Source organism: Streptomyces sp. NPDC048416 (genome assembly GCF_043200435.1).
Lineage (GTDB): Bacteria > Actinomycetota > Actinomycetes > Streptomycetales > Streptomycetaceae > Streptomyces.
This window is the reverse complement of record NZ_JBICXU010000002.1, coordinates 211050-227272: the sequence shown is the minus strand read 5'-3', so window position 1 is coordinate 227272 and position 16223 is coordinate 211050. Positions and strand designations below refer to the sequence as shown.

General features: G+C 71.4%; 15 protein-coding genes. 8 read left to right on the top strand and 7 right to left on the bottom strand.

Annotation, left to right across the window (positions count from 1 at the left end; genetic code table 11):
• Nucleotides 1–70 precede the first annotated feature (70 nt).
• Nucleotides 71–1159: a redox-regulated ATPase YchF gene (gene ychF / locus ACGFW5_RS03855; protein ID WP_393832553.1), complete on the bottom strand. Its 1089-nt coding sequence runs from the start codon at nt 1157–1159 to the stop codon at nt 71–73.
• A 477-nt stretch (nt 1160–1636) separates the two neighbouring features.
• Here ychF and ACGFW5_RS03850 point away from each other — a divergent pair, with 477 nt between their 5' ends.
• Nucleotides 1637–2287, top strand: a complete 651-nt coding sequence (locus ACGFW5_RS03850) for a DUF6542 domain-containing protein (protein WP_393832552.1) — start codon at nt 1637–1639, stop codon at nt 2285–2287.
• A gap of 221 nt (nt 2288–2508) precedes the next feature.
• Here the strand turns inward: ACGFW5_RS03850 and ppgK are convergent, their stop codons facing one another.
• Together ppgK and ACGFW5_RS03840 are read right to left on the bottom strand one after the other, a co-directional pair.
• The gene (gene ppgK, locus ACGFW5_RS03845; protein WP_393832551.1) at nt 2509–3261 is read right to left on the bottom strand and encodes a polyphosphate--glucose phosphotransferase; all 753 of its coding nucleotides are present in this window, start codon (nt 3259–3261) and stop codon (nt 2509–2511) included.
• Nucleotides 3262–3299: 38 nt separating this feature from the next.
• The gene (locus ACGFW5_RS03840) at nt 3300–4289 is read right to left on the bottom strand and encodes a 4-hydroxy-3-methylbut-2-enyl diphosphate reductase (RefSeq protein ID WP_393832550.1); all 990 of its coding nucleotides are present in this window, start codon (nt 4287–4289) and stop codon (nt 3300–3302) included.
• 148 nt (nt 4290–4437) lie between these two features.
• On the opposite strand from ACGFW5_RS03840, the gene ACGFW5_RS03835 reads away from it, so the two are divergent.
• The 4 genes from ACGFW5_RS03835 (at nt 4438) to ACGFW5_RS03820 (ending at nt 8982) form a co-directional block, all read left to right on the top strand.
• The gene (locus ACGFW5_RS03835; RefSeq protein ID WP_393832549.1) at nt 4438–5886 is read left to right on the top strand and encodes an APC family permease; all 1449 of its coding nucleotides are present in this window, start codon (nt 4438–4440) and stop codon (nt 5884–5886) included.
• A 9-nt stretch (nt 5887–5895) separates the two neighbouring features.
• Nucleotides 5896–7110 (top strand): exodeoxyribonuclease VII large subunit, encoded by a 1215-nt coding sequence (gene xseA / locus ACGFW5_RS03830; RefSeq protein WP_393832548.1) that lies wholly within the window; start codon nt 5896–5898, stop codon nt 7108–7110.
• Nucleotides 7111–7120: 10 nt separating this feature from the next.
• A complete protein-coding gene (locus tag ACGFW5_RS03825; RefSeq protein ID WP_393832547.1) occupies nt 7121–7351 on the top strand; it encodes an exodeoxyribonuclease VII small subunit in 231 nt (76 codons plus the stop codon).
• A 1040-nt stretch (nt 7352–8391) separates the two neighbouring features.
• Entirely contained in the window at nt 8392–8982 is a 591-nt protein-coding gene (locus ACGFW5_RS03820) for a malonic semialdehyde reductase (protein WP_393832546.1), read from the top strand.
• 200 nt (nt 8983–9182) lie between these two features.
• Here ACGFW5_RS03820 and ACGFW5_RS03815 read toward each other — a convergent pair whose 3' ends face one another.
• Complete coding sequence (locus tag ACGFW5_RS03815) at nt 9183–9686, bottom strand: DUF4245 domain-containing protein (protein WP_393832545.1); 504 nt, start codon at nt 9684–9686, stop codon at nt 9183–9185.
• Between the two features lie 165 nt (nt 9687–9851).
• Here ACGFW5_RS03815 and glpX point away from each other — a divergent pair, with 165 nt between their 5' ends.
• Complete coding sequence (gene glpX, locus ACGFW5_RS03810; protein ID WP_350232418.1) at nt 9852–10883, top strand: class II fructose-bisphosphatase; 1032 nt, start codon at nt 9852–9854, stop codon at nt 10881–10883.
• Nucleotides 10884–10988: 105 nt separating this feature from the next.
• Here the strand turns inward: glpX and ACGFW5_RS03805 are convergent, their stop codons facing one another.
• Nucleotides 10989–11342 carry a WhiB family transcriptional regulator gene (locus tag ACGFW5_RS03805; RefSeq protein ID WP_393832544.1) on the bottom strand — a complete coding sequence of 118 codons (354 nt, stop codon included), beginning with the start codon at nt 11340–11342 and terminating at the stop codon, nt 10989–10991.
• Nucleotides 11343–11493: 151 nt separating this feature from the next.
• Nucleotides 11494–12192 (bottom strand): DUF1707 domain-containing protein, encoded by a 699-nt coding sequence (locus ACGFW5_RS03800; RefSeq protein ID WP_393832543.1) that lies wholly within the window; start codon nt 12190–12192, stop codon nt 11494–11496.
• A 233-nt stretch (nt 12193–12425) separates the two neighbouring features.
• On the opposite strand from ACGFW5_RS03800, the gene ACGFW5_RS03795 reads away from it, so the two are divergent.
• Both ACGFW5_RS03795 and ACGFW5_RS03790 read left to right on the top strand, forming a co-directional pair.
• On the top strand, nt 12426–14120 hold the full coding sequence (locus tag ACGFW5_RS03795; RefSeq protein WP_393832542.1) for a fumarate hydratase: 1695 nt from the start codon (nt 12426–12428) through the stop codon (nt 14118–14120).
• A 166-nt stretch (nt 14121–14286) separates the two neighbouring features.
• The gene (locus ACGFW5_RS03790; RefSeq protein ID WP_393832541.1) at nt 14287–14598 is read left to right on the top strand and encodes a hypothetical protein; all 312 of its coding nucleotides are present in this window, start codon (nt 14287–14289) and stop codon (nt 14596–14598) included.
• 22 nt (nt 14599–14620) lie between these two features.
• Here the strand turns inward: ACGFW5_RS03790 and ACGFW5_RS03785 are convergent, their stop codons facing one another.
• A complete protein-coding gene (locus ACGFW5_RS03785) occupies nt 14621–16144 on the bottom strand; it encodes a ricin-type beta-trefoil lectin domain protein (protein ID WP_393832540.1) in 1524 nt (507 codons plus the stop codon).
• Nucleotides 16145–16223 lie beyond the last annotated feature (79 nt).

Genomic DNA, 16223 nt, shown 5'->3' with positions numbered 1-16223 from the left:
GGCCCGCCTTGGGTTGATGGGCCCCTCTTGACCTGCGGTTATACGGGAAGAAATTTAGTTGAATATTTAATTAGACGTTGAAGCGGAACTCCACCACGTCCCCGTCCTGCATGACGTACTCCTTGCCCTCCATGCGGGCCTTGCCGCGCGAGCGGGCTTCCGCTACTGAGCCGGCGTCGATCAGGTCGTCGAAGGAGATGACCTCCGCCTTGATGAAGCCCTTCTGGAAGTCGGTGTGGATGACACCGGCCGCCTCGGGGGCCGTGGCGCCCTGGGGGATGGTCCAGGCGCGGGTTTCCTTCGGGCCGGCCGTCAGGTAGGTCTGGAGGCCCAGGGTGGCGAAGCCGACGCGGCCGAGGGTGGCGAGGCCGGGCTCCTCCTGGCCCATCGACTGGAGGAGTTCGAGCGCCTCGTCGTCGTCCAGCTCGATCAGCTCGGACTCGATCTTCGCGTTGAGGAAGATCGCCTCCGCCGGGGCGACCAGGGCGCGCTGCTCGTTCTTGAAGTCCTCGTCGACCAGCTCGTCCTCGTCGACGTTGAAGACGTACAGGAACGGCTTCGTCGTCAGCAGGTGCAGCTCGTGCAGCAGGTCGCCCTGCTCCGTGCCCTTGGTGATGCCCGCCGAGAACAGCGTCTCGCCCGCTTCGAGGATCTTCTGCGCCTTCTCGACCGCGGCCAGCACCGCGATCTTCTCCTTCTGGAGGCGGGACTCCTTCGTCAGGCGCGGCACCGCCTTCTCCACCGACTGGAGGTCCGCGAGGATCAGCTCGGTGTTGATCGTCTCGATGTCGTCCTTCGGGGACACCTTGCCGTCGACGTGGACGACGTTCTCGTCCTTGAAGGCGCGGATGACCTGGCAGATCGCGTCCGACTCGCGGATGTTCGCGAGGAACTTGTTGCCCAGGCCCTCGCCCTCGCTCGCACCGCGCACGATGCCGGCGATGTCGACGAAGTCGACCGTGGCCGGCAGGATCCGCTGCGAGTTGAAGACCTCGGCCAGCTTGGCCAGGCGGGCGTCGGGGACGCCGACGACGCCGACGTTCGGCTCGATGGTGGCGAACGGGTAGTTGGCCGCCAGTACGTCGTTCTTGGTCAGGGCGTTGAACAGGGTCGACTTGCCGACATTCGGCAGACCGACGATTCCGATCGTGAGCGACACGTGGCGACTTCCCGGTACGAGGGCGGTGGACGGTCCGGAGGGTGGACCGCCCACCAGTTTACGGGCGCGCGATCCCGGCCGTGACGCCCCGGCCGACGTGCCGATACGGGGCCGCGGCTCCGGCCGACGTGCCGATACGGGGGCGACGGCTCCGGTAACGGCATGCGCGACAGCGGGCGCGCGGCCCCGGCCCACATACGCGACACCGGACGCGACCGCCCCCGCCCACATACCCGGTACCGGACGCGACCGCCCCCGCCGACGTGCGCGAGCCCCGCCCCGGCCCGGCACACGCGGCCCCATCCGTCGCGGGCTCCGAACGTCGAAGCCGCTCCCCGCCGTCACGTCCCGCGGCCGCACCCCACGCTCGAACACCGCCCTCCGCAACCGCGTCGGAGCGTCGAACGTGAGGGCAAGCTCGGCCAAAGGGCGTGTCCAATGGGTGGTTCCTCCCCCGTGGCGACCTACGTTGGTGCGGTGGAGCACTACAGGACACGCACCCCGCAGCGCGGACAGCGACCCCGGACATCGGCGCCGGCGGCCTCCCGGGCGCCCCTCGGTGGGCCCGCCGGCGCGGCGGCGAGCGATGACAGCGCCGCCGTCCATCGAGCGGCCGGCCGCACCCGGCCGGTGCCGCCCGTCGTCCTCGCGCTGCGCAGACTGCCGTCCCCCCGGCTCACCGGCCTCGGCGGCGGCCTCTTCGCGGCGGCCCTGATGTTCGCGCTCGGCACGCTCGACTGGCTGCTCCTCGACGGCTCACCAGTGGTGTACGGGGTGCTGTTTCTGCTGGTCAGCGCGGTCACCGCGTTCTGGGTGCGGCCCGCCGACGTGGTGACGGCCCCGATCTGCGTACCCATCGCCTTCGCCGTCGGGATCATCCCGATCGCGGGCGGCACCGGAGGTTTCGGCGGGCAGACCATGGCCGTGGTCACGGCGCTCGCCCTGCACGCCGGGTGGCTGTACGCCGGAACGCTCGTGGCCGGGGTGATCGCCACCCTGCGCAAGATCCAGCAGATGGGACGCCGACGCACCCTCAAGAAGCCCGGCATCCCGGCCGGCCCCGCGAGTCCCGGCAGCGTCGGCAGCCCCGGCGGAACCGGTGGCTCCGCCGGCCCGGGCAGGCGCTGACCCCGCAATACGAACTCCGGCGGCCCCGCCAAACACTGACCCCGCAGTACGAACTCGCCGGCCCGGGCAGTCCGGCCGCGCAGCCATCGGCACCGTCCCCGCGGGCGCCAACTCCCCGGCCGGGCCCGGCAGTCGGCGCCTCGCGGGCGCCGCACCCTCTCAGGCGCCGCACCCTCTCAGGCCGCGGCCGCCCCGCACGCGTCCAGGCGGGCCGCCCGCGGCTACCGCTCCGCCGCCACCATCGCCGCCCCCACGATCCCCGCGTTGTTCTGGAGCTGCGCCGGGACGATCTCGGCCGTGATGCCCTCGATCAGCGGGACGAACTTGTCGGCCTTGCGGCTGACTCCGCCGCCGATGATGAACAGCTCGGGCGAGAACAGCATCTCCACATGGGCCAGGTACTTCTGGACCCGGCGCGCCCAGTGCGACCAGCTCAGGTCCTCGTCCTCCTTGACCTTGGTCGAGGCTCGCTTCTCGGCCTCGTGGCCGCCCAGTTCCAGGTGGCCGAACTCGGTGTTGGGGACGAGGTGGCCGTCCACGAAGAGCGCGCTGCCGATGCCCGTGCCGAAGGTCAGCAGGATCACCGTGCCCTTGCGGCCCCGGCCCGCGCCGCAGCGCATCTCGGCGACGCCCGCCGCGTCCGCGTCGTTCACGACGGTGACCGGCAGGCCGCCGAGGCGGTCGGCGACGAGGCGGGCCGCGTCGACGCCCACCCACTCCTTGGAAACGTTCGCGGCGGTCCGTACGGTGTTCGCGGCGATCACCCCCGGAAACGTCATGCCGACCGGGCCCGACCAGCCGAAGTGTTCGACCACCTGCGCGATGCCGTCCACCACCGCCTCAGGGGTCGCGGGGTGCGGGGTCAAGACCTTGTGGCGTTCCTGCGACACATCGCCGCGCGCCAGGTCGACCGGGGCACCCTTGATGCCGGATCCGCCGACGTCCACTCCGAACACGTTCCTCATGGCGTTCATGGACCCACCGTACGGGTGGACGGGGCGGACCGGCGGGGCTACTCGCCCGAGAGCTCGGCGGCCTCGGCGCGCAGGTCGCGGCGGAGCTCCTTGGGCAGCGAGAAGGTGATCGACTCGTCGGCCGTCTTCACCGTCTCCACGTCGCCGTAGCCGCGCTGGGCCAGCCATTCCAGGACGCCGTCGACCAGGACGTCCGGCACGGAGGCCCCCGAGGTCAGGCCGACCGTGGTGACGCCCGCCAGCCAGGCCTCGTCGATCTCGTCGGCGAAGTCCACCAGATGGGCGGCGGGGGCGCCGGCGTCGAGGGCGACCTCGACCATGCGGATCGAGTTCGAGGAGTTCTTGGAGCCGACGACGATGACCAGGTCCGCGTCCTCGGCGAGCTTCTTGACCGCGACCTGGCGGTTCTGCGTGGCGTAGCAGATGTCGTCGCTGGGCGGCGAGAGCAGGTTGGGGAACTTGTTCTTGAGCGCGCCGACCGTCTCCATCGTCTCGTCGACGGAGAGCGTGGTCTGGGAGAGCCAGACGACCTTCGACTCGTCGCGGACCTCGACGTTCGCCACGTCGTCCGGGCCGTCGACCAGGGTGATGTGGTCGGGGGCCTCGCCGGAGGTGCCGATGACCTCCTCGTGGCCCTCGTGGCCGATCAGGAGGATGTCGTAGTCCTCCTTCGCGTACCGCACGGCCTCCTTGTGGACCTTCGTCACCAGCGGGCACGTCGCGTCGATGGTGGCCAGCCTGCGCTCGGCGGCCTCCGCGTGGACGGTCGGGGCCACGCCGTGGGCGGAGAACATCACGATGGAACCCTCGGGCACCTCCGCCGTCTGCTCGACGAAGATCGCGCCCTTCTTCTCCAGGGTCTGCACGACGTACTTGTTGTGGACGATCTCGTGCCGGACGTAGATGGGCGCGCCGTACTGCTCCAGGGCCTTCTCCACGGCGATCACGGCACGGTCCACGCCCGCGCAGTAGCCACGGGGAGCGGCGAGGAGAACCCGGCGGGCAGCAGTAGCAGTCATGCCGTCCATGGTAGGGGCTGGCGCCGACAACCCCGCCGGGCCCACGCCCGCCCCGGGCGCCCGGCGGATCGGAACGCTCCGGCCGGTACGCCCCGGGCGCGCGCCCGACCGGCGTGCCCGGCGGCCCAAAGATCGCCCAGTCGGTGAGACTGGCCGCATGAGCGGCGTACGCGAGGAGCACCAAGGCCCGGGAGAGCCCCGTCACACGGGTGGGGCGGATCCGGGTGACGTGGCCGAGGGAGCCGGGCAGCTGCGGCGGAGTCTCGGGTTCCGGGACCTGGTCGTCTACGGGTTGCTGTTCATCGCCCCGATGGCCCCGGTCGGCATCTTCGGCACCCTGGACGCCAAGTCGCACGGCGCGGTCGCGCTGGTCTACCTGGTGGCCACGGTCGCCATGGGGTTCACCGCGTACAGCTACGCGCAGATGGTGCGGGTCGTCCCGCTGGCCGGGTCGGTGTTCGCGTACGCGCGCAAGGCGCTCGGCGAGGGGCCGGGGTTCATCGCCGGGTGGATGGCGATGCTCGACTATCTGCTGATTCCGGCCGTCGCCTACCTCTTCTCGGGCATCGCGATGAACTCCCTGGTGCCGTCCGTGTCGCGCTGGGTGTGGACGGCGATCGCGGTGGGGATCACCACGCTGCTCAACCTGTGGGGCGTACGGGCCGCGGCCCGGGTCGGTTTCGCGGTGCTCGCGATGGAGATCGTGGTGCTGCTCGTCTTCGTCGTGAGCGCGGTGGTCGTGCTCGTACGGGACGGTGCGCAGCGCGGCTGGCTCTCGCCGCTGAGCGGGGACGCGGGGTTCACGCTCGGCGCGGTCCTGGGCGCGGTGTCCGTCGCGGTCCTGTCCTATCTGGGCTTCGACGCGATCGCGACGTTCGCCGAGGAGGTGACCGGGGGCTCGGCGAAGGTGGCGCGGGCCGTGCTGTTCTGTCTGGTGCTCGCCGGGTCGCTTTTCATCGTGCAGTCCTATCTGGCGGCGCTGCTCGAACCGCTGTCGTCGGCCCAGCTGGCGGCCGACCCGGTCAAGCAGGGCTCGGCGTTCTACGACACCGTCGAGACCTCGGTCGGTGGCTGGCTGCACACCCTGGTGGCGGTCAGCAAGGCGATCGGGGCGGCGTTCGCGGCGCTCGCCGGGCAGGCCGCGGCGGGCCGGCTCGTCTTCGCGATGGCCCGCGACCGGCGGCTGCCCCGCGTCCTGTCGCACACCGGCTCCGGGGTGCCCCGGCCCGCGCTGCTGCTCGCCGCGGTGGTCACGCTGGTCGCGGCGGTGTGGGCGGCCCGGCGCGACGACGGCATGGACCACCTGGTGTCGGTCGTCGACATGGGCGCCCTGACCGCGTTCTTCCTGCTGCACGTCTCCGTGATCGCCTGGTACGCGGTGCGCCGCATGGAGGGCGCGCCCGACTGGCTGCGCCACGTGGTGGTTCCGGTGCTCGGCGCGGCCGTCATCGTCGCGGTGATCTGGGAGGCGACGGCCACGGCCCAGCTGGTCGGCCTCGGCTGGCTCGCGGTGGGCCTTGTGGTGCTGGCCATGCAGGGGGGCCGGCGCTCGGGACGCGATGCGGAGCCGCCGGAGCGGGGCGGGAGTGTCGGTGGCGCGGGCTAGCCTGCGTGCATGGCTCTGAATACGAGTGCGGACGCGCCCCTGCCCGTGGGCGAGGTGTCACGGCTCATCGGGGGGTGGATCAACCGCCTCGGCGCGGTCTGGGTGGAGGGGCAGATCACCCAGCTTTCGCGGCGGCCCGGTGCGGGCGTGGTGTTCCTGACGCTGCGCGACCCCTCGCACGACATCTCGGTGGGCGTCACCTGCTACCGCCAGGTGTTCGACGCGGTCGCCGACGTGGTGTCCGAGGGGGCGCGCGTCGTCGTCCACGCGAAGCCCGAGTGGTACGCGCCGCGCGGCCAGCTCTCGCTGCGGGCGGTGGAGATAAAGCCGGTCGGCATCGGTGAACTGCTCGCCAGACTGGAGCAGTTGAAGCGGAGCCTGGCGTCGGAGGGGCTTTTCGCCCTGGACCGCAAGCGTCCACTGCCCTTCTTGCCGCAGCTGGTCGGGCTCGTCGTGGGGCGGGCGTCGGCGGCCGAGCGGGACGTCCTGGAGAACGCGCGGCGGCGCTGGCCCGCGGTCCGCTTCGAGGTGCGCAACGTGGCGGTGCAGGGGGTGCACGCGGTGCCGCAGGTCGTGCGGGCGGTGCAGGAGCTGGACGAGCTGCCGGACGTGGACGTGATCATCGTGGCGCGGGGCGGCGGCAGCGTGGAGGATCTGCTGCCGTTCTCCGACGAGGAGCTGGTGCGGGCGGTCGGCCGCTGCCGTACGCCGGTGGTCTCGGCGATCGGGCACGAGCCGGACGCGCCACTGCTCGACCTGGTGGCGGACCTGCGCGCCTCCACGCCGACCGACGCGGCGAAGAAGGTCGTGCCGGACGTGGGGGAAGAGCTCGACCGGGTGCGCATGCTGCGCGACCGCGCGCGGCGCCATGTCGTCGGGCTCGTCGACCGCGAGGAGCGGGGCCTCGCGGGGGTGCTCGGGCGGCCCTGGTTGGAGCGGCCGCAGCGGATGGTGGACGACCGGGCCGACGAGGTGGACGCGCTGCTCCACCGCTCGCGCCGGGTGCTCGGCCACCTCCTGGACCGGGCCGACTCGGAGCTCTCGCACACCCACGCCCGCGTGGTGGCGCTCTCCCCCGCGGCCACCCTTGAGCGGGGGTACGCGGTGCTCCAGCGGGCCGGCGGCGAGGTGGTCCGCTCCCCCGGCGAGGTCGCTCCGGGGGAGGATCTGCGCGCCCGGGTCGCCGAGGGCGAGCTGCACGTCACTGTCGTACCGCGGACATAGGGTGGATCGCATGGCCAAGACGGAGGAGCCCGCGTCGGGTGACGCGGCACTGGGGTACGAGCAGGCGCGGGACGAGCTGATCGAGGTCGTACGGCGGCTCGAAGCGGGGGGCACGACCCTGGAGGAATCCCTCGCGCTGTGGGAGCGGGGCGAGGAGCTGGCCAAGGTGTGCCGGCGCTGGCTCGAAGGAGCCCGGGCCCGCCTTGACGCGGCGCTGGCAGACCCAGCCAAAGAAGCCTGACCACCCACCCCGCCAGGCCCGCGGGGCGCAACCCCGGCCCATCCCGACCCCGCCAGGGGCGCGGGGCGCGACCCCGGCCCACACCAGCCCCGCCAGGCCCGCGGGGCGCAACCTCGCCCCATACCGACCCCGCCAGGGGCGCGGGGCGCGACCCCGGCCCACACCAGCCCCGCCAGGCCCGCGGGACGCAACCTCGCCCCATACCGACCCCGCCAGGCCCGCGGGGCGCGACCCCGGCCCGCGCCGACCCCGCCAGGGGCGCGGGGGGTGCAACCCCGGCCCGCGCCGACCCCGCCAGGGCTGCGACCCAGGCCCGCGCCAACCCCGGCGGGGGCTGCGGGGTGCAACCCCGGCCCACGCCAACCCCGCCAGGGGCGCGGGGAACTGCGCGCCCAGCCGCGCACGGTCCGCAGCCGCAAGCCGGAGCTGGGGTTCCGCCCAAGCCCGGACCCCACCCCGCCCCTTCCCTAAACCCTCCGGGGGTGAGAGGACCTGGGGCTCCGCCCCAGACCCCGAACGCGCCTGAACGGCGCTCGTCCTCAAACGCCGGACGGGCTGAGGAGGCCCACACGGCCCAGCACCGAGCAGCCAGGGACGCGAGGCCCCCGCGAAAAGCGACCACGACCCGCACACGAAGTACGAACACTCAAGGGGCGCGGGGAACTGCGCGAAAAGCGACCACAACCCGCACCCAAAAGACAGCCACCCAAGGGCCGCGAGGAACCCGCGAAAAGCGACCACGACCCGCACCCGAAGTACGACCACTCAAGGGGCGCGGGGAACTGCGCGAGAAGCGACCACGGCCCGCACCCGAAGGACGGCCACCAAGGGGCGCGGGGAACCGCGCAAGCCACCCGGCACGGCCCGCACCGCACCGCACGGCCCGCACCGCACAGCCCGCGCAGCGCACCGCACAGCCCGCGCAGCGCACCCGCTGTGACCCTGGTCACGCCAACCCAGATTTAGTTGAAAGTTAACCTAACCCTGCCGTACCGTCGGAGACATATCGCTTGATCAACATTCTGGAAGGTATGACACAGATGTCGCTCGTTCTTGACCCCGCCGCCCAGGACCTCCTCTTCCGCGAGGCCCGCACCGCCAACACGTTCACCGACGAGCCGGTGACCGACGAGCAGGTCCAGGCGATCTACGACCTGGTCAAGTACGGCCCGACCGCCTTCAACCAGTCGCCGCTGCGCGTCACCCTGGTCCGCTCCCCCGAGGCCCGCGAGCGCCTGGTCAAGCACATGGCCGAGGGTAACCGTCCGAAGACCGCCGCCGCGCCGCTCGTCGCGATCCTCTCCGCCGACAACGAGTTCCACGAGGAACTGCCGGCCCTCTTCCCGGCCTTCCCCGCCGCCAAGGACGCCTTCTTCTCGGAGCGCCCGGTCCGCGAGGGTGCGGCCCTGTTCAACTCCGCGCTCCAGGCCGCGTACTTCATCGTCGGCGTCCGCGCCGCCGGCCTGGCCGCCGGCCCGATGACGGGTTACGACGCCTCCGGCGTCCAGAAGGAGTTCCTGGACGACGACCACACCCCGCTGATGATCGTCAACATCGGCAAGCCGGGCGAGGACGCGTGGCACCCGCGCAGCCCGCGTCTGGCGTACGACGACGTCGTCACCACCGTCTGAGCCGACCGCACGACGCACGCGCGGGGGCACGCACGACACCCCCACAGGGCACACTCAGGGCGCCCAGGGCACGTACCGCGCCCGCGTACGACGAGGGCCGCCGCACCCACCCGGTGCGGCGGCCCTCGTCGTACGCCCAAGCCAGGACGCCCATCGCGGCGCCCACGATCCCGGCGCGTCCCGACCGCCGCCGCGGAGGGTCAGGCCGCCGTCTTCTTGGACTCCAGCGCGCCCGCCATCGCCACCAGCTGCTCATACGGCGCCGTGCCCGTGACCACCGTGGTGGAGCCCTGGTCCTGGCGGACGAGGGCGTCGTACTTGGGGCCGTCCCAGAAGGTCCAGGTCGCGCCCGCGATCCGCTGCGACTTCTCGGTCTTCTTCGCCCGCTTGCTGACCTCGGTGACGAACTTGTCCGTGGCCGCGGTCGACTGCTCGATTGCCACGTACTGGTTCTGCGGGTCGAGGAAGCCCAGGTGCCAGGCGTTGTCCTTGGGGCCGTCGTACGAGACCGACGTCGCCTTCCACTTGTCCTGGTCGGGCAGGCCGACCGGGGCCGCCACCGGGTACGGGGCCGCCCTGCGCACGGTGGTCAGCTCCACCGTGTAGTTGACCGCCTTGAGCGGAGGGGCGTCCGCATCGTCGTGCGGGATGAACACATAGATCACAGCCGCCGCGATGCCGATCACCGCCAGCGACTGCAGCATGTTCCGGACTGTCTGCTTGGTGCCGCGCGTTCCTGCCACGACCCCATGTTCTCAGGTCATGTCGCCGCTCATACGTGGGCCCCTCTGCTCAATTTGTCGACGTGCCGATAGAGTCCTAGCACCCTCTTACCTTGCGGCCGTCGCCGTACAGAAAGGTGCGCTCCGATGACCGAGCATCATCTGCCGTCCGAACTTGAGGTCTCACCCGAGGCTCCCGACCGCAACCTGGCCCTGGAACTGGTCCGGGTCACCGAGGCGGCCGCCATGGCCGCGGGCCGCTGGGTCGGCCGCGGGGACAAGATCGGCGCGGACGGCGCCGCGGTCAACGCCATGCGGACCCTCGTCTCCACCGTCTCGATGAACGGCATCGTCGTCATCGGCGAGGGCGAGAAGGACGAAGCCCCCATGCTCTACAACGGGGAGCGCATCGGCGACGGCACCGGCGCCGAGGTCGACATCGCGGTCGACCCCATCGACGGCACCACCCTGAACGCCAAGGGCATGCCTAACGCGATCGCTGTGCTGGCCGCCGCCGACCGCGGCGCCATGTTCGACCCGTCCGCGGTGTTCTACATGGACAAGCTGGTCACCGGGCCCGAGGCCGCCGACTTCGTCGACATCAACGCCCCGGTCTCGGTGAACATCCGCCGGGTCGCCAAGGCCAAGAACTCCTCGCCCGAGGACGTCACCGTGGTCATCCTGGACCGTCCCCGTCACGAGGGCATCGTCAAGGAGATCCGGGAGACCGGCGCCCGCATCAAGTTCATCTCGGACGGCGACGTCGCCGGTTCGATCATGGCCGTGCGCGAGGGCACCGGCGTCGACCTGCTCATGGGCATCGGCGGCACCCCCGAGGGCATCATCTCCGCCTGCGCGATCAAGTGCCTGGGCGGTGTCATCCAGGGCAAGCTGTGGCCCAAGGACGAGGCCGAGCGGCAGCGCGCGCTCGACGCCGGGCACGACCTGGACCGTACGCTCTCGACCGACGACCTGGTCAGCGGCGACAACGTGTTCTTCGTCGCCACCGGCATCACCGACGGCGAGCTCCTTCGCGGGGTGCGCTACCGCGCGGAGACCGCGACCACCCAGTCGCTCGTGATGCGCTCGAAGTCCGGCACGATCCGCCAGATCGACTCCACGCACCGGCTCTCCAAGCTGCGCGCGTACAGCCAGATCGACTTCGACCGGGCCAAGTAGCCCTCGGCACAAGGCAGTTCGTACGTGAATGAAGGGGCGTCCCCGTTGTGCGGCGGGGGCGCCCCTTCATGCACGCGGAGCTGGGCGACGGAGCGTGGCGCCACGCTAGGCGGCGGACGCGGGCTTCTTCAGTTCGACCTCGCGCCGGCGTCGGCGGGCGATCACCACACGGCGTTCCGCCGCGGTCAGGCCGCCCCAGACACCGTACGGCTCGGGCATGAGCAGAGCGTGCTCGCGGCACTCGACCATGACCGGACACCGGGCGCAGACGCGTTTGGCGGCTTCCTCGCGAGAGAGCCGTGCCGCCGTCGGTTCCTTGGAGGGGGCGAAGAACAGGCCCGCCTCGTCCCGGCGGCAGACCGCCTCCGCGTGCCACGGGCCCGCTTGATCCTCCCTGGCTGGACCACGCTGCGGCGGAACGGCGGCGACCTGCAGGGAATGATGCGGCGGATGCAGCACGGTCTACTCCTGACGACGGCTTCGCGAGCGAGCGACGATGGCACAGTCCCTACCCGCTGTACGCGGGCCTATGCACTGAGTTCCGTAAGGCGGAACTGCGCTCGGGTGCCCGTTGGCCTGAACTCGCCGCCGCCGTGCGCCGGGCCCGCCGTCAGGATTCCAGCCGCTTGCGCAGCCGCTGGTGGAGGTCGGCGATCAGCTTGCCCCGCTTGGGCCTGGCCTCGATGTTGCCGAAGACGGAGTAGCCATTGACGACGACCACCGGAGCCTCGGGATCGTCGGCCTCCAGGGTGTGCACCTCGAAGTTGCCGAAAATTCCGGTGCCGTTCCCGCGCAGGCTCAGGTTCTCCGGGACCCGCACGTCCACATTGCCGAAAATCGCGGTCGCGTTGATCACGGTCAGGCGCTGTTCGAACAGCGCCTCGGTGAGGTCGATGTCCACGCTGCCGAACAGCGAGAAGACGTTGGTGCGCCGGCCCACCCGCCAGCGGCCCTTGCGGGTGGAGGCGGAGAAGATCGCGACCAGGTTCTCCGCGTCGACGGGCATCTGGCTCTCCGCCGCCTCGCGCGGCGCGGGCGCGGCCACCGGGCGGGTCCTGGCCCCGCTCGCCGGCAGGTCCTGGACCAGGGGTTCCAGTTCGCCGACCGTCTTGGCGCGGTAGACCGCGTCGATGCGCTCGGAGTGCTCGACGGCGTCGAGGCGGCCCTCGGCCAGCGCGTCGCGCAGGATGTCGGCGATCCGGTCCCGGTCGGCGTCGGATGCCCGCAGCGCCGGGGGCTCGGCATGCTTGATGAGGTCGGGCTTCGCGGGGCGAGCGGGGTCCGCCTTGGCGTGCTTTTCGAGGTCCACCAGGGCAGCGTACCCAAACGCGATAGATCGCGACTAGGGGGTGTCTGGTGGATCATGGCGGACTTGCGGGGCCCGGCCCGGAGGACAGGCCGTGCACGCCCGACGGCGGCGACGCGGCACCCGGGCGGCCGACTGAGCCCTACCTCACAGGACCGGCCCCCGGGCCGCGGCATACGCTGGTCGGTGCTGTGCCAATGGAGGCACAGCAGTCTGCCGAGTGAGGAATGGCCGTAATGTCCCTTGTCCCCCGCCCGCCCAGCCCGGCGTTTCAGTACTCCGACCTGCTCCCCCTGGGAGCGGACACCACGCCGTACCGCCTGGTGACCGCCGAGGGTGTCGCCACCTTCGAGGCCGACGGGCGGACGTTCCTCAAGGTCGACCCGGAGGCGCTGCGCACGCTGGCCGCCGAGGCGATCCACGACATCCAGCACTACCTGCGCCCGGCGCACCTCGCCCAGCTGCGGAAGATCATCGACGACCCGGAGGCATCCGGCAACGACAAGTTCGTCGCGCTCGACCTCCTGAAGAACGCGAACATCGCGGCGGCGGGCGTCCTGCCGATGTGCCAGGACACCGGCACCGCGATCGTCATGGGCAAGCGCGGCCAGAACGTCCTGACCGAGGGCGGTGACGAGGAAGCCCTCTCGCGCGGCATCTTCGACGCGTACACCAAGCTGAACCTGCGCTACTCGCAGATGGCGCCCCTGACCATGTGGGACGAGAAGAACACCGGCTCCAACCTGCCCGCGCAGATCGAGCTGTACGCGACCGACGGCGGCGCCTACAAGTTCCTCTTCATGGCCAAGGGCGGCGGCTCGGCCAACAAGTCGTTCCTCTACCAGGAGACGAAGGCCGTCCTGAACGAGGCCTCCATGCTGAAGTTCCTGGAGGAGAAGATCCGCTCGCTCGGCACCGCCGCGTGCCCGCCGTACCACCTGGCGATCGTGGTGGGCGGCACCAGCGCCGAGTTCGCGCTGAAGACCGCGAAGTACGCCTCCGCGCACTACCTGGACGAACTGCCGTCCGAGGGCTCGGAGTTGGGCCACGGCTTCCGGGACGAGGAGCTGGAGAAGAAGGTCTTCGAGCTGACGCAGAAGATCGGCATCGGCGCGCAGTTCGGCGGCAAGTACTTCTGCCACGACGTGCGTGTGGTGCGTCTGCCGCGGCACGGCGCCTCGCTGCCCGTCGCGATCGCCGTGTCCTGCTCGGCCGACCGCCAGGCCGTCGCGAAGATCACCGCCGAGGGCGTCTTCCTGGAGCAGCTGGAGACCGACCCGGCGCGGTTCCTTCCGGACACGACGGACGAGCACCTTTCGGCGGGCGACGACAACGTCGTGCGCATCGACCTCAACCAGCCGATGGACGCGATCCTGGCCGAGCTCACCAAGCACCCGGTCAAGACCCGTCTGTCGCTGACCGGCCCGCTGGTCGTGGCCCGCGACATCGCGCACGCCAAGATCAAGGAACGGCTCGACGCGGGCGAGGAGATGCCGCAGTACCTCAAGGACCACCCGGTGTACTACGCGGGCCCCGCCAAGACCCCCGAGGGGTACGCGTCCGGCTCGTTCGGCCCCACCACGGCCGGCCGGATGGACTCCTACGTCGAGCAGTTCCAGGCGGCCGGCGGCTCCAGGGTGATGCTGGCGAAGGGCAACCGCAGCAAGCAGGTGACCGACGCGTGCGGGACGCACGGCGGCTTCTACCTCGGCTCCATCGGCGGCCCGGCCGCGCGGCTCGCGCAGGACTGCATCAAGAAGGTCGAGGTCGTCGAGTACGAGGAGCTCGGCATGGAAGCGGTGTGGAAGATCGAGGTGGAGGACTTCCCGGCGTTCGTCGTCGTCGACGACAAGGGCAACGACTTCTTCCAGGCGCCCGCCGAGCCGCCGACGTTCCTGAACATCCCCGTGCGGGGCGCGGGACAGGCCTGATCCGGCGCGGGCGCCGACGGGCGCCCGCCCCCTCCCCCGCCGGTCCGCCCGGCGCGAATAGGGTCCAAAGGCCCTAAGGGCCCGGTGAATTGGCTGCCTATCCTGGCATGTGTCCGCAATCGCCCCTGCCGCCGCATCGGCCGGGGCGGTTCAACCACCGGGAGGGGTGGCGCAGTTGGGGTGGTTCACCGAGCCCGGCGGCTTACTGACGGGCCTGGACCGGACGCTGCTTCGGCGCCGGGCCAGGACGTCGCCGTCGGCCGAGGCGATGGTCGGCGCCGCGGGGCGGGTCGTCACTCCCATTCCGCGCGGCGGGTACGGCGAGGTGCTGTTCTGCGTGCACGGCCGGCCGCTGAAGTACGCGGCCAGGGCGCGCACCCCGCTCGGTTTCGGCGCCCGCGTGCGGGTGTCGGCGGCCCTGTCCCCCTCCGCCATCGAGGTGGCGCACCTCGGCCCCGCCGCGGACGGATGTCCGTGACGGGGCCGGGCGGTCGTCCGGATCAGGCGAAGCGCTGGCTCGCGGTGCCGTCGCAGGCGCGCAGGGTCAGCGGGTCCTGGGCTGCGCCGAGGGTGGCGCACAGGCCGGTGGCGGCCGCCGGGCGCAGGGTGTCCGCCACGCGCAGCCACTCCTGGTTCGCGGCTCCCGAGCAGTTCCAGATGATGAGCTCGGCGCCGGCGCTGTAGCGCGCTCCCGGCACGTCCAGGCAGCGGTCCTGGGTGAGCTGGGTGTGGACGGACTTGCGGTCGGCGTCGTACCACCAGTTCTGGTTGCGTCCGCCGTGGCAGCCCCAGCCGATGACCGCCGTACCGTTGGCGCTGGTCCCCCCGGTGACGTCGAGGCAGCTGCCGTTCGCCCCGTTCTTCAGCGGCCGGTAGGCGTCGTCCCAGGCGAGCGGGTAGAGCGTCGGGCTGCCGGTGGAGGCGGCGTCGGCGCAACTGCCTTCACGGACAGCGGAGTTGTAGAGCTGGGTGAGGCAGGAGGCGAAGGCGCCGTGGCCCCGGTAGTTGGGGTGGAAGGACTGGCGGACCGAGTTGGCGTCCGGCAGGCCCGGCTTGGACAGGTCGATGTAGAGGCCGCGGGCCCAGGTGTCCTCCATGCAGACCTCGTGGCCGTTGAAGAGTCTGGAGTTGTCGAGGTAGGTCACGCCGGTGTCCTCGGCGGCCTTGCGCATGCCGGTCTCGAAGGCGGGCACCGCGGTGTTGCGGCCCCACACGGTGTCGGAGTCGTAGCCGAGGCCGCCGCAGGCGAGCTTGCCGGGGAAGCCCGGGTTGTCGTGGAAGTCGGGGCCGATCGGGCTCGGGTAGCCCATCACGACGAGCTTGTACGAGCCGTCGGCGTAACCGGCGTCGCGCATCACCGTCTTGAGGTCGCTCACGGTCCCCTCGACCTTGGGCACGAGCGCGTCGACCCGGGCCTGCCAGCCGGGCTCGTACTTCGACTGGCACGGTCCCTGGAGCAGCAGATAGCGCTCGACGCAGTCGGTCATGACCGGGCCGAACTGGAGGTCGTCGTTGGCGCCCGCCACCAGCAGCACCATCTTGATGCGGGTGTTGCGTGCCTTGATGGCGAGGCTGTCGCTCTGCACGAGCTCGTCGGCGTACTGCTTGGTCCCGCCGATCCTGATGTTTCCGGTGTACGCGCCGGAGCAGGCGACGTTGTACGTCTCGTCGGCCGGGATGCCGGTGCGGTGGATCGCGGAGTCGGGCGAGCGGTGGCACCAGTTGTCGGGGCCGTTGGTGCCGGCCTCGTAGGTGCCGACGCCCTCGCCGGATATCTCGCTGTCGCCGAGCGAGATCAGACCGGTCTTGCGGTCGGCCATCGGCCGCTCGGCCGGATCGCCGTACAGCTGGGTGGCCTCCGCCGCCCGGATCTTCTCCAGGTCGGGCGGGAGCGGTGTGGACTGGACGGACGACGTGGCTGCGGCCTGCGCGGTGGTCGCGCCGGCCGCCATGCCGCCGAACGCGGCCGCCACGGTCACGGCGGCCGCCAGTGTGCGGCGAAGTCTGTGTCTCATGCGCGTCATGACGCCTCCCCGGTGGGTTCCCGGGGTACGGGGGTCGTCCCCCGGGAAAATGGAGCACCCCCGGTATTTACTGGCCGGT

Excerpts from the sequence above, each read along its gene's own strand:
- ACGFW5_RS03825 (WP_393832547.1), top strand. The coding sequence starts at position 7,121 with ATGGCCAAGACGGAGGAGCCCGCGTCGGGTGACGCGGCACTGGGGTAC.
- xseA (WP_393832548.1), top strand. The coding sequence starts at position 5,896 with ATGGCTCTGAATACGAGTGCGGACGCGCCCCTGCCCGTGGGCGAGGTG.
- ACGFW5_RS03835 (WP_393832549.1), top strand. The coding sequence starts at position 4,438 with ATGAGCGGCGTACGCGAGGAGCACCAAGGCCCGGGAGAGCCCCGTCAC.
- ACGFW5_RS03795 (WP_393832542.1), top strand. The coding sequence starts at position 12,426 with ATGTCCCTTGTCCCCCGCCCGCCCAGCCCGGCGTTTCAGTACTCCGAC.
- ACGFW5_RS03785 (WP_393832540.1), bottom strand. The coding sequence starts at position 16,144 with ATGACGCGCATGAGACACAGACTTCGCCGCACACTGGCGGCCGCCGTG.
- glpX (WP_350232418.1), top strand. The coding sequence starts at position 9,852 with ATGACCGAGCATCATCTGCCGTCCGAACTTGAGGTCTCACCCGAGGCT.
- ACGFW5_RS03815 (WP_393832545.1), bottom strand. The coding sequence starts at position 9,686 with ATGCTGCAGTCGCTGGCGGTGATCGGCATCGCGGCGGCTGTGATCTAT.
- ppgK (WP_393832551.1), bottom strand. The coding sequence starts at position 3,261 with ATGAACGCCATGAGGAACGTGTTCGGAGTGGACGTCGGCGGATCCGGC.
- ACGFW5_RS03840 (WP_393832550.1), bottom strand. The coding sequence starts at position 4,289 with ATGGACGGCATGACTGCTACTGCTGCCCGCCGGGTTCTCCTCGCCGCT.
- ACGFW5_RS03820 (WP_393832546.1), top strand. The coding sequence starts at position 8,392 with ATGTCGCTCGTTCTTGACCCCGCCGCCCAGGACCTCCTCTTCCGCGAG.